Here is a 21,103-nt window from a genome sequence, read left to right as displayed (position 1 = left end):
GAGGCCCTCTGATGCGGTTTCGCCACCCGTCCCCGGTCCGTCCAAGACGCTTACTCGCCGTCCTTGCGCCCTTGCTGCTCGTGGCCACCTTCCTCGGTGCCCAGCCCGCCGACGCGGCCACCGTGGACCCCAACGCCTCTTATGTGCTGGTCAACCGCAACAGCGGCAAGGCCCTGGACGTCTACAACATGGCGACCGACGACGGCGCCCGCATCACCCAGTGGACCAGGAACGATCAGAACCAGCAGCAGTGGCAGTTCGTCGATTCCGGGGGCGGCTACTACCGCATCAAGTCCAGCCACTCGGGCAAGGTGCTGGATGTCCACAACTGGTCCACCGCGAACGGCGGCTCGATCGTCCAGTGGGCCGACCTGAACGCCACCAACCAGCAGTGGCGGCTGGCCGACAGCTCGGACGGTTACGTGCGGCTTCTCTCGCGCCACAGCAACAAGGCTCTGGAAGTACAAGGCGCCTCCACCGCCGACAACGCGAACATCGTCCAGTACGACGACTGGGGCGGCGCCAACCAGCAGTGGCGGCTCGTCAAGGTCGGCGGCGACAACCCCGGCACGTGCGGTCTGCCGTCGACATACCGCTGGACATCTACGGGCGCGCTGGCGCAGCCCAAGGCCGGGTGGGCCTCGCTCAAGGACTTCACCGTCGCCCCCTACAACGGCAAGCATCTCGTCTATGCGACGACGCACGGCGCCGCGGGAACGGGAGTGGGCTGGGGTTCGATGAACTTCGGTCTGTTCACCAACTGGCCGGAGATGGCCTCGGCCGGCCAGAACACGATGTCGGCTTCCACCGTCGCGCCCACGCTCTTCTACTTCGCGCCGAAGAACATCTGGGTGCTCGCCTACCAGTGGGGCGGTGGGAGCGCTTTCTCCTACCGGACGTCGAGCGACCCCACCAACCCCAATGGCTGGTCAGCACAGAAGGTGCTCTTCTCCGGAAGCATCCCCGACTCCGGAACAGGACCCATCGACCAGACGCTGATCGCTGACGGCACGAACATGTACCTGTTCTTCGCCGGTGACAACGGCAAGATCTACCGGGCCGGCATGCCGATCGGGAACTTCCCGAGCAGTTTCGGCTCGACCTACACGACAATCATGAGCGATACGGCGGACAACCTGTTCGAAGCCCCGCAGGTCTACAAGCTCCAGGGCCAGAACCGCTACCTCATGATCGTCGAGGCGAGGGGTTCGCAGGGCCGCTACTTCCGCTCGTTCACGGCCACCGGTCTGAACGGCTCATGGACACCCCAGGCCGCGACCGAGAGCAACCCCTTCGCCGGCAAGGCCAACAGCGGCGCCACCTGGACCAACGACATCAGCCATGGCGAACTGATCCGCACCAGCGCCGATCAGACCTTCACCGTCGATCCCTGCAACCTGCAGTTCCTCTACCAGGGACGCAACCCCAACTCGGGCGGCGACTACGGCCAATGGCCCTACCGTCCGGGTCTGCTGACACTGCGGCGCTGACGGCGTGACACGAGTCCGGCTCCGGTATGGAGCCGGCGTGGCGGGCGCGGCGGAAGGCCGAGCCCGCCCAGGTCACGCGACAACGTCAGCGCTCATACGGCGACGGAGCGTGGGGGCGGCCAACGAGGCTTCGGTGATGTGGGTGAACATCGTCTCGGCCGCACCGCTCTGGTCGTGGGCGGCGATGCGCTGGTACACGCGGCGATGGCACCGGTGCGAGTTATCACCCCAACACGTCGTCGCGGACCAGCCAGGAGGCTCCGCTGGCGGCGATACCAAGCCGGGGCAGTAGCGCCCTGATCGCGACTCATGCCGAGGGAAGTGTCTGCGGTGGAGTCCTGCCATCCCGCAGAGAACCCTTCGCCCTTAGGGGCCGCGCCCATGAACGCCGGTCCGGCCGGCCGGAGGGTGACCGGATACAGTGCGCGAGACGGCAGCCCGGTCAGGGAGGGGAAGCGTGACCGACACCAGCAATACCCGGCCCGCCGAGGAAGAAGTGCAAGCTCCGCGGCAAAGCCGACTGCACCGCCTGATGCGCTACATCCCCCTGATCGCCCCCGTCCTGCTGTGGGCCGTGCCCTGCTGGGTGCTCCTGCACACCGGCCAGCGCTGGCCGCTGCCCGTCACGCTGGTCGGCACCGCCCTGTTCGCCCTCGGCCTCGTCGGTATGCCGCTCGCGATGGGGCGCGGCCACGGTCGGCGCCAGCAGGACCGGGCGGCGATCGTCGGTGACACCCTCCTGGGCACCAGCTGGGTTCTGTTCACCTGGTCCGTTCTGCTCGGCGTCCCCTTGCGGCTCGCCCTGACCGTGGCCGACGTCGACGACAGTCAGGGCCGGGCCCGAATCGTCACTTGGGCCGTCCTCGGCATCACCGCCGTACTGCTCGCCTGGGGGTACGCCGAAGCCCGCCGCGTGCCGCGCGTGCGCCGACTCGACGTGCGACTCCCGCGGTTGGGTGCCGGGTTGGACGGCCTCCGCGTCGTCCTCATCACCGACACCCACTACGGCCCCCTCGATCGCGCCCGCTGGTCGGCGCGGGTTTGCGAGACGGTGAACACTCTCGAAGCCGACCTGGTCTGCCACACCGGCGACATCGCGGACGGCACGGCCGAACGCCGCCGCGCCCAGGCCGCCCCACTCGGTACCGTGCGAGCCACCCGGGCCCGGGTATACGTCACCGGCAACCACGAGTACTACAGCGAGGCCCAGGGCTGGGTCGACCTGATGGGCGAGCTGGGCTGGGAGCCGCTGCGCAACCGCCATCTGCTGCTCGAACGCGGAGGCGACACACTCGTGGTCGCCGGCGTGGACGACGTCACCGCCGAGTCCTCCGGCCTGGCAGGCCACCGCGCCCACCTCGCCGGAGCCTTGAACGGTGCCGACCCCGACCTACCCGTCCTGCTCTTGGCACACCAGCCGAAGTTCGTCGACCGGGCGGCAGCCGCCGGCATCGACCTCCAACTCTCCGGCCACACCCACGGCGGCCAGATCTGGCCCTTCCACCACCTGGTCCGCATCGACCAGCCCGCCCTCACCGGCCTCAGCCACCACGGCACCCGCACCCTCCTCTACACCAGCCGCGGCACCGGCTTCTGGGGCCCGCCGTTCCGCGTCTTCGCCCCCAGCGAGATCACCCTGCTCGTGCTCCGCTCCCCACACCTGCCCACCTCGCCGTAGCACTCGGCGGGCCAACACATCCGCTTGGGGCAGTTCACGAGCCGACGGGTGCGCGTCGACTGCCAGGGACGAAGACACCGCCCGGCAGTCCGGGACGCCGGTCTCAGCCGCCGCGCCGCACCCGGGCCGCTTTGCGGGCCTCCGCAAGCTTGCGGGCCTCGCTGCTCTTGCGGGATGGACTGCCACCGGAACCGCCCTTGGCGTCCTTGGTGCTGCCCAGGCCACGGAACGGGGCGTTGTGGTTCTTGGGTCGCTGTACAGCCGGCCCGCCGTCAAGCAGCTTTCCGGAGGGGGCCTTGGCGCCGGTGATCCGGCTCAGCTCCGCCTCGCCGGACCGCACTTTGGTGACCTTGGGGGCGACTTCGGCGTCCGCCATCACCTGGCTCGTCTCGCGGCGCTGTGCCGACAGGACGAGTGTCACGACGGTGCCGGAGCGGCCGGCCCGGGCCGTGCGGCCTGCGCGGTGCAGGTAGTCCTTCGGGTCGGTGGCCGGGTCGACGTTGACCACAAGGTCGAGGTCGTCGACGTGCAGGCCGCGTGCGGCGACGTTCGTCGCCACTAGGGCGGTGACCTGCCCGTTCTTGAACTGGGCCAGGGTCCGGGTGCGCTGCGGCTGGGACTTCCCGCTGTGCAGGGCGGCGGCGGCGACGCCGCTGGCCCGCAGATGCCGCGTGAGCTGGTCGACGCCGTGCTTGGTGTCCAGGAACAGCAGGACGCGGCCGTCCCGAGCGGCGATCTCCGTGGTCACGGCGTACCGGTCCGGGCCGTGCACGACGAAGACGTGGTGCTCGATCGCAGAGACCGCGCTGGACGAGGGGTCCACGGAGTGGACGGCGGGATCGCGCAGGTAGCGCTGCACCAGCTGGTCGACGTCGCGGTCGAGGGTGGCAGAGAACAGCATCCGCTGCCCGTCGGGACGCACCTGGTCCAGGATTTCGGTGACTTGCGGAAGGAACCCCATGTCACACATTTGGTCGGCCTCGTCCAGGACCACGATGCGCACCCGTCCCAGTCGGCAGGCCTTGCGCTCGATGAGGTCGTGCAGCCGACCAGGCGTGGCGACGACGATCTCGGCGCCATCCCGCAGCACGGCGGCCTGCCGTCCGATGGACACTCCGCCCACCACGGTCGCGAGCCGCAGCCGCAGCGCCTCGGCATACGGAGTGAGCGCCTCACCGACCTGCTGCGCCAGCTCCCTGGTAGGCACCAGAACGAGCGCCAGCGGCTCTTTCGGCTGCGCGCGCCGCCCGGCCGTCCGGGCGAGCATCCCCAGGCCGAAGGCGAGCGTCTTGCCGGATCCTGTGCGGCCCCGGCCCAGGACGTCCCGTCCCGCGAGCGCCTTCGGCAGCGCCGCCGCCTGGATGGGGAAGGGCACAGTCACACCGCGCTCATCCAGCGCCCGCAGAACCTCGGCCGGCAGCCCCAGCTGCGCGAAGGACGCCGCCGTGGGCACCGCCGAAGTGGCGCCCGACGCCTCGGACACATCGTCCTGCTGCTGGGCATCGGCACGTGCTGATTCGCTCACAGAGAGCCTTCCTCCGAAGGGACCGTACCGAGGAAGGCGCGGCAGGGACGCGGCCACCAACCAGAGACACCGAACGGAGACCGACACAGCGATGCTGTAAACGCGTAACGCTAGCACGGGGCACGCCGCCCTGGCCTCCCCTGGTCGCGCCGCTCAGCCGAGGAACAACAGCCGGACCGGGCTGCGCGGACTGTCTCGAGAGATGTCTGCCGCTAGGCCAGTACTCGGGGCCACCCCCGCCACCATGGAAGGGATCGGGCTGGCTGTCCGAGAGCCCGAAACGGGTCGAAGACGTCCTTGAACATCTCCCACGCACCGCGCTCCCAGCCGTACTCGCGTACGCGGCTGGGTGCCTGTGCGGCGGTGCGTCGCCGCGTTGGAGTGCACATGAGCGGCCACCGCACCGGCGACGTCCCGTGAGTTGAGCGCGTTCCACAGGTCGGCAGCAACCTTCTCCACGGGCCACGTGCCACGTGCGGGCCCGTACCGGGTGACGTATGCCCTTGACCAGTGAACCCGATGACGTGCGCGGCCCGCCGGCCGAAGTATCAGGCCGGCGGGGCGCCATCCTGAGAGGGAGTGGTCGTACTGTGCGTCAGGCGACAGGAGCGGACGACCGCGACCACGCACCCGGTGACCAGGGCCGCGGTCCAGCCGCCCAGACCGTGCAGCGCTCGCGTCCCCGAGGCTCCCGCCTCCACCCCGCGCGGGGGGACCCGCTCCTCGGGGTCGTACACGACGGCCAGGGCGTCCCCCGGCCTGGTGAACTGCCCGCACCCCCGCCAGATACGTACCTGGAGCGGTACGCCGTCCCGGCCGACCACTGAGCAGAGGTAACGGCCGCGGCTGGAGACAGCCCCCGGCCCGCCCTCGACCGAGGTCACGACCGCGGACTCCACTCGCCCGCGCTCCGCAAGCACCGCACCCACAGCTGCCTGCGGCGCCTGGAGCGCGAGGCACACACCGAGCACCGCGACCACACCGATCAACGCCCGCCCGGCCCGCACAAGGCGGAGATACAGGGCGAGGGCGCCGACGCAGACCAAGCCGGCCTCACCGTCGGCCAGCGCGGGTACCCCGTACCAGGCACCGGCGAGTGCGGTGCCGACGATGGCCGCCGCCCCGAGAAGCCCGGCGAGAAGCCCTTTTCCGACGAGCCACCACGGCGGCAGACCGACGAACTCCGCCGGGCCCCAGACCGTGGACCGAAGGTGTGCCATCAGGTGCGGGTCGGGCGCGGGCAGGGGGCGACGCGGTCTGCGCATGTGCGTCCCACTCCCCGTTTCGTTCCCTGTCCCGTTGACGGCATTGCTTCCTGCCGCCAGGCGCGCGGCATCCGCACCGCCTGCAGCCGGACACACGGAGCGGACCGCGTCGCCGGGTTCGGGCAGTGAGCGGAACCCAACCGTTCCCTTGCATTATGCGAAACGTTGCCAGGATCGGTCCGCCGGTCGGCGAGTCCGGCCGCGATCAGCCGGTCGACCATGCGCATCGCGGTGGACGGCGCGACGCCGAGCAGATCGGCGAGCCCCACCAGCTTGGTGGCACCACGGGGTGGACAGCACCACCAGCAGGCGCGACGCGGTCAGGACCGCGCGGGTGACCGCGTCGACATCGTCCGTGGCCGCCTGGCCATCTCGTGCTCCGGCATGCGTCCTTTCTACAGCGCCGAAGTCCCTGCTCACTCACCGGATGGGAACAGACTTTCCTTCCCCGTGACCGTGGTAGCGGAGCAGGAGCATCGCGGCGTCGTCGTGGGGTGGGCCGGCGGAATGGTGGACCAGGTCCTCGCGCAGCGTCTCCAGAGCGCGGTGCGCGTCCGAGTCCTTCAACAGGCGCGCGCGCTCGCCCAGCGGATAGAAGCGGCCCTCCTCGTCTCTGGCTTCGGTGACGCCGTCCGTGTACAGCAGCAGTTGCTCGCCCGGGGCGAAGTCCACGCGATAGGATTTCGGACCCTCCATGCCGTGCGCACCCAGGCCCAACGGGAGGGCGTACGAGGGCGGCTTGGGGAAGTCGACGCTGCCGTCGCAGCGTACGAGCATCGGGGCGGGGTGGCCGTAGTTGAGGAAGACGACCTCACCGTCCGAGCTGATCTCGGCCAGGACCGCGGTGACGAACTTCTCTCCCTCGAGTTCCCGGGCCACGCTGCGCTCCACGCGCTCGCCGACTCCCAGCAGGTCTGGCTCGTCGTGGGCGGCTTCCCGGAAGGCGCCGAGCACCACCGCGGCCGTCTCCACCGCGGCCAGCCCCTTGCCCTGCACATCGCCCACGATCACCCGGACGCCGTGCGGCGAGGCCACCACCTCGTACAGATCTCCGCCGATCCGAGCCTCGGCGACAGCAGAGGTGTACGACACCGCCGCCTGCAACGGCCCCGCGGTCAGCGGCACCGGCCGCAGCAGCACCCGCTGGGCCACCTCCGCGATCGACCGCACACTGGCCAGCTCCGCCTCCCGGCGCGAACGCATCACGGCCGCCGCGATACCCGCACCGGTCACCCCGGCCACCGACGCCATCGCGGTGTATCCGCGACGCCCCTCGAACAGCCCGTTGTAGAGCCCGAGTCCGACACACAGCACCAAGGCCGCCACACCGATCAGTGCCGTACGCCGCCATCCGCCGACCAGGCCCGAGAACGCGGGCCCGAGCGACACGAGCGGCAGGAGCCCTACCCCGGGCCCGGCCACGACATCCACGACCGCGACCACCGCCATCACCGCAACAGGCAGGCAGGACAGCGTCCCGTTCGACGAAGGCCTCTGGTCGGTCATGACGCACCCCAGTAGTGTCCCGGCACTCGAGAGCCGCCCGATTCCTCCGCAGACGCCCCTCCCCCATCTTTAGACTATGCAAACGTAGGGGGCACGAGGCGGCTCCCAGCGCCGGTCCTTTATCCAATCGAGTCCGAGAGCCCGCATTTCCGACCCGTGGAAGGCGACCACGGCGCGCGGAGCCGCCACACCCCGGCGTCACAACTCCCCACCGGATGGTGACGTGGTGCCTACCAGTAGGTACGGGTGACCCTGTCAGGCAGTTGCCCCTGCCGCTCCCCCTCCTGGAGGATCACCGCTGCCGCAACCAGGAAAGAGCGACGGAGTTTCGGGTCCGGGTCGGGGTTTTCCACATTCCCGATCTTTTTGTCGAGGAGCATGTCGCCGAGGATTATTCCCTCCGGTGTGCAGGGACGGGCGACTGATCCTTCCGGGTCGATCAGGATGTTTCCGGTGACCCCTTCCGCGGTTTCCCAGGCGTAGACGGATCCCACTTCGAGAGAGTGAATCTTCCTGCACGTCAGTGATGCTGTCACGGGGATTTCCACCAGTTCGCTCGCTCCAGGGATCTGATCATCTGAACCCTATACCGTCCGCCGCGGGCGCATGTTCGTCCCAGGTGTGGCCGGCGTCCAGGGTTGCCTGGTGGGCGCGGCGATAGTTCTGGTCGCCGTGCTGACGCATCCAGTTCGACTCGTACAGTTCATGTGCGAGCAGATCGAAATCACTGGGGTGCGGATTTCCGTTCTGGAGCCGTTCCCAGGCCCTGGCGATACGGGGATTGGCGTCGAATCGCAGCATTCCCGCGTCGAGCTGATGCGTTTCGATGAACAGGTGGTTGTAGATCTGATTGATGTCGGCCGCGGAATAGCCGTGCGATGCCGCGGTCTGCGCCACCCGGTCGAGCTGGGCGTCGGCACGGATCGCGTCATAGGCGTGGTCCGCCCATTCCAGCTCGAAGTCCATCTCGCTGCGCGGCCGCCGGAAGGACGAGCCGCCGGACTGCAACTCCCGCTCCGTGGCCACCGCGGCCCGCCGCCACCCCGTCAGCCCGCCGACCCCCGTGAGGACCAGCTGCTGGGCGAGTTCGTCGGCGGTCTCCGCGTACAGATCGGCGAGCGCGTCGCAGCCCTGCTGCCGGAGCATGTACTCGGCGCGATACAGCCGGTAGGCGGGTCGGACGGGAAGGTATTTGTCGATGAACGCGTTTGCGCCGCCGTTCTCACCGCTGAACGCGTCCTCCAGGTCCCCGAGGAACACGAAGGGTGATTTGGCGACGTCGACGAAGGCGTCGCCGAAGATGCCGAGCGCCTCGCCGAGGCTGTCGACCCGCTCGTTGTTCGGGTCGTCGGGGGTCAGACCGCTGGGGTCGGTGAGCACGCTGGGCACGTTGTCGGCGTAGGCGTAGGCGGAGACGTACGGAGTCGACAGGTCCCGGGCCGCCGGATCGGACCGCGTGAAACGGCCGGTGGTGGTGTCGTACTGGCGGGCGTGCAGGTCGAGATGGCCGGTGCTGGTCTCGTACCGGGCGCCGGTGTACGACGGGGTGCTCGCGGGCGCCCCGGCGGTGGTGGTGTTCAGGACGCGGGTGCCGAACGAGTCGTAGGCCCAGCGCTGGTGGAGGGTCCCGGTGCTGCCGGCGACGTCGACCGGGGAGCCCTGGGTGTCGTGGTGGTAGTAGAAGAGCGCCCCGGCGCCGGTCTTGGTGGCGGTGGGCTGGCCGAGCGGGTCGTAGCGGTAGGACTGCTTGACCGCCCAGGCGCTGTCGTACTCGGTGGCCAGGATCGGCAGCGGGGCGTTGGGGTCCCACTGGGTACGGCTGGTGACCGCGCCGTCCTTGACAGTGGTGACCTGGTTGCCGCTCGCGTCGTGGTCGTAGGTGTATTCGGCGCCTGCGACGGTGGCGGCGGAGATCTGTCCGGCCAGGTCGTACGTATAGGCGTCGGCGCCGGCCTTGGTCCGGTTGCCTTCGGCGTCGTGGTCGTAGTCGGTGGTCGTGGTGCCGGTGGTGGTCGAGGTGAGCTGGTCGGCCGCGTCGTAGGTGTAGCTGGTCGAGGCGGTGCCCAGGGTGGAGGTCAGCCGGTTGCCGACCTTGTCGTAGGTGTAGGACGTGGTGCGGCCCGCGGGGCAGCCGGTGACCCAGGGCTGCGGCGCGCAGCCGGAGGTGAGCCGGCCGGCCGGGTCATAGGTGAGGTCGTAGCCACCGGTGCCGACGCCGGCCCTGGTGACGTCGACGCGCGAGGGCAGGCCCGCCGCGGACAGCGTCAGCGCGGTCTTGGTGACCGTGACGCCCGCCTTGGCGGCGGTCACCGCGGTGACCCTGCCCGCCCGGTCGTAAGTGCGGTCCTCGGTCTCGGTGTTGGGCAGGGCCGACCTGACCAGACGGCCGGCCGGGTCCCAGGTGTACGTGGTGGTCCTGCCGTCGGCCGCCATCGTCGCGGTGCGGCCGTCGGCGTCGTACGTGTATGTGAGCGTGTTGCCGTCGGAGTACTTGCGGGTGAGCATCTGCCCGGCGGCGTCATAGGTGTAGGCGAAGCCGCGCGTCTTGGTCAGATTGCCGACCGCGTCGTAGCCGAAGTCCTCGGAGACCTTGGAGTTCGCGCGGGCGGTCAGCTGCCCGGCGGCGTCGTAGCCGAAGGTCGCGTCGGGGGTGGCGTCCGAGTAGTCGATCTCGGTGAGCAGACCGCGCGGGTCGTAGGTGTACCCGGTGGTGCCGCGGGGCGTGGTCTTCGTGGTGACGTTGCCCTCCGCGTCGTACGCGTAGGTCGTCCTCCGGTCCAGCGGGTCGGTGACCGAGGTGAGGCGGTGCATCGCGTCGTAGCCGTACGCGGTGGTGTGGCCGCCCGCGTCGGTGCGCTCGGTGAGGTTGCCGAGCTTGTCGTAACCGTAGGCGGTGACCGCGCCGTCGGGGGCGGTGACCTTGGTCAGCTGGTCCAGGTCGTCGTAGCCGTAGGAGGTGGTTCGCCCGTCGGCGTCCTTGCGCTCGACGACCTTGCCGAGGGCGTCGTAGGCGGTCGTGGTCACCCCGCCGAGCGGGTTGGTGACCTTGGTGGGGTTGCCCGCGGGGTCGTAGCCGTACGTCGTCGTGTACTGGGCGGGGTCGGCGCCGGTGGCGTTGCCGCGCGGATCGACCTCGGTGGCCTGGCGGCCGTCGGCGTCGTAGGTCCAGCTCGACTTGTGGCCGAGCGGGGAGGTGCGGCTGAGCAGGTTGCCGTCGGCGTCGTAGGCGTAGGTCGTGGTCTTGCCCAGTTGGTCGGTGCTGCTGCTGAGGCGGTTGTTCTTGTCGTAGCCGGCGGTGGTCGTCCGGCCCGCGGCGTCGGTGGTCCTGGTGACGTTGTCGTTGGCGTCGTAGGTGTAGCCGGTGGTGTGGCCCAGCGGGTCCGTGACCACGAGCGGCCGGTTGATCGCGTCGTAGGCCGTCTTCGTCGTCGCGCCGGTGGGACCGGTGGTCTCGGTGAGGTTGCCGGCCGCGTCGTAGGCGTAGGAGGTGGTGTAGGCGGCCGGGTCGGCGCCGGAGACGTTCCCGCGCGGCGAGACACTGCTGAGCAGTCGGCCCACCTTGTCGTACGTGTAAGTGGTCCGGCCGCCGGCCGCGTCGGTCTCGGAGGCGAGCCGTCCGCTCGCGTCGTAGGCGCGGGTGAGGGACTTGCCCGCCTGGTCGGTGGTCCGGGTCAGGTTCCCCGCGTCGTCGTAGCCGAGCGTGGCGGTCTCGCCCGCCGGGTTGCGCACCGACGTCAACTGCTCGGCGCCGTTGTACTCATAGGTCGTCGTACGGCCCAGGGCGTCCGTGGCCGAGCTGAGCAGACCGCGGCCGTCATAGGTGTACTTGGTGGTGTACGCGGCCGGGTCGGCGCCGGAGGCGTTGCCACGCGGGTCGGTCCTGGTCAGGACGCGGCCCGCCTTGTCGTACGTGAACGTCGTCTTCTCGCCCAGCGGCGTGGTGACCGACGTCCGGTTGCCCTCGGTGTCGTACCCGTACCTGGTGACCTTGCCGCGCGGGCTCGTCACGGTCTCCAGCGAGCCGAGCGCGGTGTACGTGTAGGCGGTCCTGCCGCCCGTGGGGTCCGTCGCCGACGTCAGCCGGTTCGCGGTGTACGCGTACGTCGTCTTGTTGCCGCGGCCGTCCGTGTGGCTGGTGAGGTTGCCCGCGGTGTCGTAGCCCCAGCTCTCCTTGTAGCCGAGCGCGGCCGGTGCGGTGCGGGTGAGCATCCGCCCCGCGGTGTCGTACGTCATCCCGGTGGTGTTGCCGCGCTGGTCGGTGATGGCGGCGGGGCGCAGCCGACGGTCGTAGTCGTAGGTGATGCTCTTGCCGTACGGGTCGATCGTCTCCATGAGGACGTTGTCGGCGTAGACGTCCGTCCACACGCCGCCGTCGGGCGCGGTGGTGTGCGACTCGCTCTTGCCGTCCCAGGTGAACGTGGTGGTCCTGCCGTTCTGGTCGGTCTGGGACTTGATGCGGCCCGCGCCGTCGTAGGCGTTGCTGACCTTGCCGCCCGCCGGGTCGGTGTAGGACGACAGCCGCTTGTTCGTGTCGTACGTGTACGAGGACGTCCGGCCGGCCGGGTCGGTCACCGAGGTCAGCAGGCCGTCGGTGTGGCCGTACGAGACCGATGTGCCGTCCGGCAGGCTCACCTCGGACAGCAGTCCGTCGGTGCCGGGTATGAAGGAGGTGGTGCGGCCGGCGGCGTCCTTGACGGAGGCGAGCTTGCCCGACGCGTACGTCAGGCTCAGGCCCTTGCCCGCCGCGCCGACCACGGAGGTCAGCAGACCGGCGTTGTCGAAGGTCCGCACCGTGTGGTCCGGGGTGGTGATCGTGTACGTGCTCGTCCCCTTGACCAGCTTGGCCGTCGTGCCCGCCGGGGCCGTGTACGCGCCGTCGCTCGCCTGCGTGAACACGAACGACGCACCGTCGCCCGTCCGGTACGTCGCCTTCCCCGTGGCGAGGGTCAGCCGCGCGTCGAACGGCGTCGTCCAACCGCGCCCCAGCAGACCGGTGGCCGTCGAGTCCGACCGGTAGGTGCGCTCCAGGGACAGCGGCACACCAGGCCCCGTCAGGGAGGCGTCGGTGAGCTGCTCGTAGAACATGCCGGTCGCCGTGTTGACCGGGTCGGCGCGGTGGGCCTGGGCGTAGCAGGTGCAGATGCCCGCCGCCGCGCCGGGGATGCCGGGCGTGTAGAAGGCCTCCACCAGCGGCGAGGTGGTGCCGCCCGGGCTCGAGCCGTCGGCGTTGTTCAGGAAGACCCAGGCGTAGTACTTCTTGCCGTCCTGCAGGATTCCGCCCAGTTCACCGCCGGCCCACCAGAAGCACTGGTCGGTGGGGTAGGAGTTGCTCGACCACCAGTCGTAGCACCAGGCGCCGGTGTCCGGGGTCTCCCCGCTGGGGTCGTCGGAGGACTTCTTGATCTCCTGCTGGACGACGGGGGCGCCCGCCTCGTCCAGGACGTACAGCCACATCCCGGTGTACGTCGATCCCCTCATCGGCAGCTTCACCTGCCCGCCGATCGAGAGCATGCCGGGGTACGCCGTCGCCCAGGCCGACACCGAGACCGGGTTCCCGGGCGCCGCGGCGAGGCGTTGCGCGGACGTGCCCGTCTCGGCGGCGGGACCGCGCTCGATGCGCTCCGTGTCCGGCCTACCCTGCGGCGTGCCCTTGGCCTTCCGCTCCGGCGCGGTCATGTAGCCCCGCATGGGCGACAGTTCGTGCCGGCCCTTCGCGACCTGCTTGCGACGCTCGGCCAGCGTCATCGCCTCGGGTGGATCGGGCAGGTCCTCGGCCGTGCGGGCCTCGACCTGGGCGGTGCCCGCCCCGGCACCGCCCGGCCCCTCCCGGGGCGCCGCCGCCCAGGACGGGGCGGCAGCGGCTGTCGCGAGGAGAACGAAGGCCAGGAAGGCCGTGCCGAGTCTTCGTGCTTGTGTGCGCATGGTGCATCACCTGGGAGTCAGTAGTGATCAAGACTCGGTGATGTTGATCCATAAAGCGTTCGCAGTAACGCACGGCAGGAAAAACGGCTGGATCCGGTCCTCATGTCCGGACGCCGGGAACGGGCGTACTCCTCCCGGGTCGTGCAACCGGAGGATCACGCGACCGCCTCGGTCGGAGACGATCCGTTGCGGACGGTGCCCCAGTGGATGCGTGTCTCGTTGTGGATGTGCCAGATGTCGTCCTCCGAGAGAAGGACCGACACCACCCCGGGGAAGGCCTCCTCGAAGTAGATGTAGGGCTTTCGGTTGTCGATGCGGGGCGAGTGGTAGTCGAGCCGGTCCTGCATGCCGTGCTGGGCGGTGACCGGGGTCGCGGGATGGTACGTGAGGATGTTGGGGCTGGCCAGGTCGATCAAACCGTCGTCGATCAGCCGCCCCACCTCGTGGATGGTCTCGTCGATGCTGGCCCGTGTCTCGCCGTCCAGGCCGAAGAGAACCGAGGTGCCCAGCTGCAGCCCCTGTTCCTTCACCAGCCGGGCGGCTTCCCTGACCTTCGCCTTCCAGGGGCGGGTCTCGTCCCGGCGGAGGTTCTTGTGGATGTGGTCCATGACCTGCGTCGACATGCTCTCGATGCCCATGTAGACGTAGGTGCATCCGGCGGCCTTCATCTTCCGCAGGATCTCGGCGGACTGCTCGGGCGAGTGCAGGGCCACGAGCGTGTCCACGGTGAGCTGGGCACCCCACTGCAGCCCGCGCAGCCGTCCGAGGTCGTCGGGATCGCCGAGGCGCGCCCGGAAACGGGCGGGGATCCGCTCGGCGTCCACCGCCCGCAGCTCGGCCAGTGCGTCGCAGAACTCCTCGATGTCCCGGTAACGTCCGCTCCAGAACACGGAGTCGTCGAAGAAGAGCGACTCGGCGCCGTAGTGGACGTACTCGCAGACCCGCTCGGCCGCCGTGCTGATCGGGTCGTGTTTGAAGCGCTTCAGGGTGCCCGCCACCTGCACCGACTCCGAGCAGAAGTTGCAGCGGTACGGGCAGGCGTTGGACACCATGAAGTGGGCGGTGCGCAGGACCGCGCCGGTGTCGGGTGCGGTGAAGATCGGGAAGTGCGAGCGGATCGCGAACGCCTCGTAGGGCGAGGGGAGTTCGGCGAGGTCGAGCGTGCGACCGCGCAGCGGTACGGCGTCGAAGCCGTCGTCCGAGGCGAGGACGGCCAGGGCCTGGCCCGGCCCGGGACCCTCCTCGGCGAGCAGCCCCTGGAGGAGTCCGAGGACGCGATCGCGGTCCACCCACTGCCGGTCGAGGTCGACGGCGAGGGCCACGGCCCGCATCAGCAGGTCCACCGCGTGCTGGGCCTCGCCGGTCACGACGGCGTCGACGACCCGGGGTGCCCTGCCCTCCTGGATGACGGACAGGGGGCTGCTGGGCTTCAGCAGGAGCCTCAGGCCGTCCGGCGTACAGGTGATGGTCTCGTCCGCGTGCCGGCCGCCGAGGATGACGAAGGCCTCCGGGAGCTCGCTCTTGACGAGGGAGGCGATCTCCAGCGCGTAGCGGTGTGCGGGAGAGACCGCACTGATCAGGACCACCCGGGGGCGCACCTCGCGCAGCAGCCGGATCCAGCGCACTCTGGCCGCGTCGTCCCAGACCCGCGGGTCGAACACCGTCTGGTCGGTGTTGGGGTCGCTGCCGTACGGCCGGTAGCCGTCCGCTCCGGCGGCCAGCCGGTACTCCTTGGACGGTAACCGGGTCCACTCGGGGGCGAAGTCGGTGTAGTGCGTGGCCTCTGTCAGTGGTCCCGCGTCGTCGACGGCACGGTGCACGGCCACGCAGAGCGCCGCGTAGAGGCACATCGGATCACCGGGATAGGTGATCTCTCCCTCTGCCTGGGTCATGACGGGTGCCAGGACCGACAGCACCGGGAAGTAGCGGCGTGCCGTGCGTCCCCGTGTCAGGTCGTCGAGCAGTCTCTCCCGGCGTACGCGGCGCAGTTGCCGGAAGGAAGCGAGGTCCGCCGCCTCCCCCGGCTGATGTACACGTACATTTCCGCCGGTGAATTGCACGCTTTCGACAGTGTGAATGGTCATCAGCCCTCCGGATCGTTAGACGGCACTGATTGAGTTGGCCGTCTGATCCCGGTTGTGCGGGTCCGACACGGAGCACCTGATAATCGGTTCGACTGGCATGGTTTGTCGACCGTGCGCGTAATCAAGAAAACCCCCGTGATCTTTGTTGTCACCTTACTAGGCGGCGCCCGGTGCGCGTCAACAGGACAAAGAAGACAGTCACTTCGGCAGGCGCCGGACAGCGATGTGCATACGGTCCAGTGTTTCGTCGAGCACCTTGAGGGAAGTGCCGAAATTGAGGCGCACGAATCCGTTTCCCGCCGCGCCGAAGGACGGGCCGGAGAACAGCAGCACCTTGGCCTCGTCGCGGAAGAAGCCCATGGGATCGTCGCCCACGTCCAGGCGGCGGCAGTCCAGCCAGGCGAGGAATCCGGCCTCCGGAATCCGGTAGGACACTCCCGCGGGCAGCCGCTCGGCCACCCGGTGGCGGTTGCGGTCGAGCAGTGCCATGACCTCCTCCAGCCAGGAATCGCCCGAGGTCCAGGCGGCCTTGAGCGCCTCCACCGCGAGCACGCCGACCTGACCGAAGAGCAGGCCCCGCCGGGCGTCGACGGCCTCGCGCACGGCCTTCGGGCCCACATGGGCGACCGCGCAGCGGATCCCGGCCAGGTTGAACGCCTTGCTGCCCGAGGTCAGGGTGACGGTGCGGGCCGCCACCTCGGGGCCCAGGGAGGCGAACGGGATGTGCCGGTGCGGGGCGTGGGTCAGATCCGCGTGCACCTCGTCCGAGACGACCAGCAGGTCGTGACGGAGCGCCAGCTCCGCGAGCGCCTCCAGCTCGTCACGCCTGAACACCCGGCCCGTGGGGTTGTGCGGGTTCACCAGGAACAGGGCGCGGCACCGCCCGGATCCCGCATCCGCCACGGCGCGTTCCATCCGGTCCGGATCGAACCCCCAGCCCGTGCCGTCGTCCTCGATCGGCACCGTCAGCGGCCGGCGCCCGATCCGCTCGATGACCTCGACGAACGGGGGGCAGGCCGGGGTGTGCACCAACACCGCCTCGCCGGGAGCGGTGGCCAGCTGGAGGACGGCCAGCATCGCCTGGTTGATGTCGGTGAACAGCCGCACGTGGGTGGGGTCCGGGGTGTGTCCGTGACGGCGCCGGGTGCGCTCGGCGAACACCTCGCCGAGCGGACCACCCTCCGACTCGTCGAACCACGTCGGATAGCCGAGGTCCCCCGCGACGCGGCGTGCCACCGCCTCACTGATCGCGGGTGCCGTGGGAAAGTCCATGTCCGCGACCCAGGAGGCCAGCACGTCCGCTCCGGCGTACGCCCATTTCTCGCCGTCCCGGCGTGACAACTCGCCAATGTCGAGAGAATCCAGTGCCGACTGCGCGGCCAAAGCGGTGGAGTTCATGGTGCGACCTCCCGGCCGTTCGGGAAAGTCCCGCTGCGGAGCCGATACCCCGAAAGACATTGCATCAGGTTGTGCTCCCACTTCTCGAATAAATTCTGTGACGCTCGTCACCTTGTGATGGCCGGAGGTGATCGATAATCTCGCCAACCAGTCGTTGTCGCAATGTACTTGGCAATGCGTCAGCCAGGGACCGGTCGCGTGCCGAATACGCGCATGCGCCGCCCGGAACTCCGAGACGGAAGGCGGGGAATTGACTTTCTATGCCGTTCAGCTCCCAGGCGACCGGACGAGCGGCGGTTCCCAGCCGCGCCGCACGGGAACGGCGCGCCGGAATGTCCCCGCGATGCACGACGCCGGCCTCGAGACGCTGGCGAAGACCTGTGGCACCACCCGGGAACGGGTGGCCGTCGCCGCGTTCGCCGCTCTGCTGTACCGGTACACCGGCCGCAACCACGTCGAACTCGGGCTGAGCCGGGACCGCTCCGACGACACCGCCGTCCGTCTGACGGTCACCGGGGAGGCCACCTTCCGCGCGCTGGTGGAGGACGCCGGAGCGGCACAGGAGCACCCCGCGGAGGGCCGCGTCCGCACGGTCGTCAGCAGCGGAGCGACGGTGCCGGCCGACGTCCCGTACGAGGCACTGCTCGTTCTGCCCGCCGTCGGCGAGGGTCCGCTGCCGGTCGAACTCCGCTACGACCAGTCGGTCTTCGACGCCGCCACGGCCGAGCGACTGCTCACCCATTTCCACGCCCTGCTGGCCGAGGGACTCGCCCGCCCGGACCTGCCCCTGGCGGAGCTGGAGTACCTCGGCGAGAGCGAGCTGCACCGGATCCTCGTCGACTGGAACGACACCGCGGCGGAACTGCCGCACCCGCGATCGTGTCTGCACGAGGCGTTCGAGGCTCGGGCGGCGCGCGCCCCCGACGCCGTCGCCGTGGCCCAGGACGACCAGCTGCTGACGTTCCGCCAGGTCAACACGGCCGCCAACCAGCTGGCCCACCAACTGCGGCGACTCGGCGTCGGCCCGGACCAACGGGTCGGCCTGTACCTCGACCAGTCGCCCGATCTCCTGATCGCCATCCTCGGCGTGCTCAAGGCGGGCGGCGCCTACGTACCGCTCGACCCCGGCTACCCGAGCGCGCGCGTGGCCACCATGATCACGGGCGTCTCCTGCGTGGCCGTGATCAGCCGAAGCGACCTCGCCGACGGCCTCCCGAAGGCCGAGGGCCCCGGAGCCCATCTGATCGTCCTCGACCGCGCGGCCGACGAGCTGGCAGCCGAGCCCGACCACGATCCGCATCCCCTGGCCGGTCCGGACAACTTCTGCTACGTCATGCACACGTCCGGCTCCACCGGCACGCCCAAGCCCATCGCGCTGTGCCATCGCGGCGTGATGAACAACATCGCGGACCTCAACACCCGCTTCGACGTGGGACCGGGCGACAGCGTCCTGGGCCTGTCGTCGCCGAGCTTCGACATGTCCGTGTACGAATTCCTCGGCGTGCCCGTCGGCGGGGGCACCCTGGTGCTGCCCTCGCCCGGCCGCACCCGGGACCCCGGGCACTGGGCCGAGCTGTCGGCCCGCCACCGGGTCACCCTCTGGAACACCGCGCCGGCGCTGCTGGAACTGGTCCTGGAACACCTCGACCACGCCGAACGGTCCGCACCCGACGAGCAGCGGGCCGACCCGCAGCCGGCCGGCCGGGCGCTGCCCCTGCGCGACCTGCGGCTGGTGATGCTCGCCGGTGACTGGATCCCACTGCGGATGCCGGACCGGATCCGGTCCCGCGCACCCGAGTGCCGTTTCATCTCCCTCGGCGGCGCCACGGAGGCGTCCATCTACTCGACCGTCTTCGAGGTCGAGGCCACCGACCCGGCCTGGACGAGCATCCCGTACGGGCGCCCGATGGCCAACCAGCGGGTGTACATCCTGGACGACGCCCTGCGGCCCGTACCCCCCGGTGTCACGGGCGAGTTGTACCTGGCCGGCACCGGGCTCGCCCGCGGGTACCTGGACCAGCCCGAGCGGACCGCGGAGCGCTTCCTGTCGTGGTCGTACGGACCTGTCAGCGAGCGCCTCTACCGCACCGGGGACCTGGCCCGGTTCGACGCGAACGGACTGATCGAGCTGATCGGCCGGGTCGACCTGCAGGTGAAGATCCACGGCCTGCGCGTCGAACTCACCGAGATCGAGGCGGCGTTGCGCGCCCACCCGGCGGTCAAGGAGGCCGTGGTGACGGCACAGGCCGATGCCGCCGGCGCCCCGGTGCTGGTCGGGTACGCCGTGCCGCACGAGAGCGCCGGCTTCCGGGCCGACGACGTACGCGAGCACCTGGCGTCCCTGCTCCCGCCGCACATGGTCCCCGGTGCCCTGCTCACGCTGCCGGCGATGCCCCTCAGCCCCAACGGCAAGATCGACCGCAAGGCCCTTCCCGCCGCGTTCGCGCCCGGACCGGCCGGACCGGACCTCGCGGTGCCCGCCGAGGACCGGCCGCAGGGCCCCTGGGAAGCACGGCTCGGCACGGTCTGGCAGGAGGTCCTGGGCGTCGCGTCGGTGCGCCGGGACGACGACTTCTTCATGCTCGGCGGCGACTCGATGAAGGCGATGCGCACCATGACGCTGATACCGGGCTTCACCCTGGCGGACCTGTACCGGTATCCGACCCTGCGGGAGCTGGCCGGGCATCTGGCGGACACCGTGGGCGACCCGGACGCCGGGCGGCCCGGCGACTCCGCCTGACCGGCCGGCCGCACCGGCGGGCAGCACCGTGGCGGGCCGCCCGCCCCGGCCCGTCACGAGCCCGCCGAACATCGCACCGGGAGCCGGCTGACGCCGGTCAGAAAGCTGGAGGTCATCCGCTCGACCGGCCCGGCCGGCTCCAGTTCACCGACCTGACCGCGCAACTCCTCCAGCATGACTCGCAGTTCCACCCGGGCCAGCGGTCCCCCCAGGCAGAAGTGCGGGCCGTGGCCGAGGGTCAGGTGCCGGTTCGGGGTACGGGAGATGTCGAAGCGGTAGGGATCCTCGAAGATCTCCGCGTCCCGGTTCGCCGAGATGTTCCACAGCGTGACGATGCTGCCGGCGGGGATCCGCCGGTCCCTCAGCTCGATGTCCACCGTGGCGGTACGGCCGATGTGCGTCACCGGAGTCGTCCAGCGCAGCACCTCCTCCACCGCGGGGTCGAGCAGCCCCTCGTCCCGGCGCAGTCGCTCCCACTGCTCCGGATGCTCCATCAGTGCCAGCGCCGCCCCCGCCGACGACAGCCGTGTCGTCTCGTCGCCGCCGATGATGATGTTGTAGCAGTTCAGCAGCACCTCGGCGTCGCTGAGCCGGGCACCGTCGGCCTCCTCGGTCGCGAGCAGGCTCACGATGTCCTCCCCGGGCGCCTTGCGGCGACCGGGGAGCAGTCCGGCGTAGTAGAGCAGGATCTCCTGCTGGGCCTGCGCGGCCTCCTCCTGGGACTCCTGGGAACCGTCCGCGCCCAGCGCGGCCATGGTCATCTCCAGCATCGCGGCACGGTCCGAGGGCGGCACGGCGAGCAGCTCGCAGATCGCGACGAGCGGGATCTGCGCCGCGACATCGGCGACGAAGTCGCCCCCGCCGGCGTCCACCAGGGCCGCCACCAGGCTGCGGGTAGCGGTCCGCACGCCGTCCACGACCGGGGCCATGGCCCGGGCCGAGAACGCGCCCATCAGCATGCGGCGCAGGGCGGTGTGCCGGGGCGGATCGGTGACCACCAGCATCTGGCCGCCCGCTGAGTCCCCGCCGGTGAGCAGGGTGCCGAGCATGTTGCCCTGCTCCGAACTGAGCCGCGCGGTGTCCCGGTAGACCGCGGCGATGTCACGGTAGCGCGTGACCGCCCAGAACCCCGGGCCGCCGTTGCCGGTCTCGCACCGGACGACCGGGTGCTCCTCCCGCAGTCGGCGCCAGGTGTCGCAGGCGTCCGGGTCCGGGTGCACGGCCGGATCGATCATGTGGAAGGGAATCGTGGGCCCGCCGACGGTGCCGGTGATGTCAGCGGTCATGCGATGCCCCGATGAGGTCGTCCGCCCAGGATCGTTCGATCAGCTCCAGGCAGTCCACCCGGGCGGCCGGCCCGTACGCGACCGACCACCCTGCCGGCACGTCCGCCGCCGCGGGCCACAGCGAGTACTCGTGCCGGTCGTTGACCAGAGCGAGGAAGCGGCCCGCGGTGTCGGCCGGGGCGTCGAAGGGACTTCTCACAGGTGTCTCC

Annotated in this window: 13 protein-coding genes and 1 pseudogene; 3 read left to right on the top strand and 11 right to left on the bottom strand. The window is 70.2% G+C overall.

What is annotated here, in order from left to right; all coding sequences use genetic code 11:
- The first annotated feature begins 11 nt into the window (after positions 1–11).
- Entirely contained in the window at positions 12–1,490 is a 1,479-nt protein-coding gene (locus tag ACZ4UU_RS37130) for a non-reducing end alpha-L-arabinofuranosidase family hydrolase (RefSeq protein ID WP_471907821.1), read from the top strand.
- Between the two features lie 72 nt (positions 1,491–1,562).
- On the opposite strand, the gene ACZ4UU_RS37125 is transcribed toward ACZ4UU_RS37130, so the two are convergent.
- The gene (locus ACZ4UU_RS37125; protein ID WP_471907820.1) at positions 1,563–1,688 is read right to left on the bottom strand and encodes a hypothetical protein; all 126 of its coding nucleotides are present in this window, start codon (positions 1,686–1,688) and stop codon (positions 1,563–1,565) included.
- Positions 1,689–1,947: 259 nt separating this feature from the next.
- Here ACZ4UU_RS37125 and ACZ4UU_RS37120 point away from each other — a divergent pair, with 259 nt between their 5' ends.
- Entirely contained in the window at positions 1,948–3,168 is a 1,221-nt protein-coding gene (locus ACZ4UU_RS37120; RefSeq protein ID WP_471907819.1) for a metallophosphoesterase, read from the top strand.
- Positions 3,169–3,271: 103 nt separating this feature from the next.
- On the opposite strand, the gene ACZ4UU_RS37115 is transcribed toward ACZ4UU_RS37120, so the two are convergent.
- From ACZ4UU_RS37115 to ACZ4UU_RS37080, 8 genes and pseudogenes are all read right to left on the bottom strand, one after another.
- Positions 3,272–4,651 carry a DEAD/DEAH box helicase gene (locus tag ACZ4UU_RS37115; protein WP_471907897.1) on the bottom strand — a complete coding sequence of 460 codons (1,380 nt, stop codon included), beginning with the start codon at positions 4,649–4,651 and terminating at the stop codon, positions 3,272–3,274.
- Between the two features lie 590 nt (positions 4,652–5,241).
- Entirely contained in the window at positions 5,242–5,958 is a 717-nt protein-coding gene (locus ACZ4UU_RS37110) for a hypothetical protein (protein ID WP_471907818.1), read from the bottom strand.
- A 164-nt stretch (positions 5,959–6,122) separates the two neighbouring features.
- Positions 6,123–6,282, bottom strand: a pseudogene (locus ACZ4UU_RS37105) (MarR family transcriptional regulator); the annotation flags it as partial.
- A 96-nt stretch (positions 6,283–6,378) separates the two neighbouring features.
- Positions 6,379–7,464 (bottom strand): PP2C family protein-serine/threonine phosphatase, encoded by a 1,086-nt coding sequence (locus ACZ4UU_RS37100; protein ID WP_471907817.1) that lies wholly within the window; start codon positions 7,462–7,464, stop codon positions 6,379–6,381.
- A 230-nt stretch (positions 7,465–7,694) separates the two neighbouring features.
- Positions 7,695–8,012, bottom strand: a complete 318-nt coding sequence (locus tag ACZ4UU_RS37095) for a hypothetical protein (protein WP_471907816.1) — start codon at positions 8,010–8,012, stop codon at positions 7,695–7,697.
- A 25-nt stretch (positions 8,013–8,037) separates the two neighbouring features.
- Positions 8,038–13,209 (bottom strand): DUF6531 domain-containing protein, encoded by a 5,172-nt coding sequence (locus ACZ4UU_RS37090; protein ID WP_471907896.1) that lies wholly within the window; start codon positions 13,207–13,209, stop codon positions 8,038–8,040.
- A 332-nt stretch (positions 13,210–13,541) separates the two neighbouring features.
- Positions 13,542–15,470: a B12-binding domain-containing radical SAM protein gene (locus tag ACZ4UU_RS37085; protein WP_471907815.1), complete on the bottom strand. Its 1,929-nt coding sequence runs from the start codon at positions 15,468–15,470 to the stop codon at positions 13,542–13,544.
- Positions 15,471–15,668: 198 nt separating this feature from the next.
- Complete coding sequence (locus ACZ4UU_RS37080; protein ID WP_471907814.1) at positions 15,669–16,868, bottom strand: MalY/PatB family protein; 1,200 nt, start codon at positions 16,866–16,868, stop codon at positions 15,669–15,671.
- 343 nt (positions 16,869–17,211) lie between these two features.
- Between ACZ4UU_RS37080 and ACZ4UU_RS37075 the strand changes: the two genes are divergently transcribed.
- Positions 17,212–19,608 (top strand): non-ribosomal peptide synthetase, encoded by a 2,397-nt coding sequence (locus tag ACZ4UU_RS37075; RefSeq protein WP_471907813.1) that lies wholly within the window; start codon positions 17,212–17,214, stop codon positions 19,606–19,608.
- Between the two features lie 53 nt (positions 19,609–19,661).
- Here ACZ4UU_RS37075 and ACZ4UU_RS37070 read toward each other — a convergent pair whose 3' ends face one another.
- Both ACZ4UU_RS37070 and ACZ4UU_RS37065 read right to left on the bottom strand, forming a co-directional pair.
- Positions 19,662–20,894, bottom strand: coding sequence for a cytochrome P450 (locus tag ACZ4UU_RS37070; RefSeq protein WP_471907812.1), 1,233 nt, complete (start codon positions 20,892–20,894; stop codon positions 19,662–19,664).
- Entirely contained in the window at positions 20,884–21,093 is a 210-nt protein-coding gene (locus ACZ4UU_RS37065; protein WP_471907811.1) for an MbtH family protein, read from the bottom strand. The genes ACZ4UU_RS37070 and ACZ4UU_RS37065 overlap by 11 nt, the downstream gene beginning before the upstream one ends.
- Positions 21,094–21,103: the final 10 nt, after the last annotated feature.

The organism is Streptomyces sp. NPDC028907, assembly GCF_055564995.1.
The sequence above is the reverse complement of the archived record's forward strand: the minus strand, read 5'-3'. Positions and strand labels throughout refer to the sequence as shown.

Coding starts and splice junctions, on each gene's coding strand:
- ACZ4UU_RS37085 (WP_471907815.1), bottom strand. CDS start 15,470: ATGACCATTCACACTGTCGAAAGCGTGCAATTCACCGGCGGAAATGTA.
- ACZ4UU_RS37090 (WP_471907896.1), bottom strand. CDS start 13,209: ATGACGCTGGCCGAGCGTCGCAAGCAGGTCGCGAAGGGCCGGCACGAA.
- ACZ4UU_RS37075 (WP_471907813.1), top strand. CDS start 17,212: ATGCACGACGCCGGCCTCGAGACGCTGGCGAAGACCTGTGGCACCACC.
- ACZ4UU_RS37080 (WP_471907814.1), bottom strand. CDS start 16,868: ATGAACTCCACCGCTTTGGCCGCGCAGTCGGCACTGGATTCTCTCGAC.
- ACZ4UU_RS37100 (WP_471907817.1), bottom strand. CDS start 7,464: ATGACCGACCAGAGGCCTTCGTCGAACGGGACGCTGTCCTGCCTGCCT.
- ACZ4UU_RS37130 (WP_471907821.1), top strand. CDS start 12: ATGCGGTTTCGCCACCCGTCCCCGGTCCGTCCAAGACGCTTACTCGCC.
- ACZ4UU_RS37110 (WP_471907818.1), bottom strand. CDS start 5,958: ATGCGCAGACCGCGTCGCCCCCTGCCCGCGCCCGACCCGCACCTGATG.
- ACZ4UU_RS37070 (WP_471907812.1), bottom strand. CDS start 20,894: ATGACCGCTGACATCACCGGCACCGTCGGCGGGCCCACGATTCCCTTC.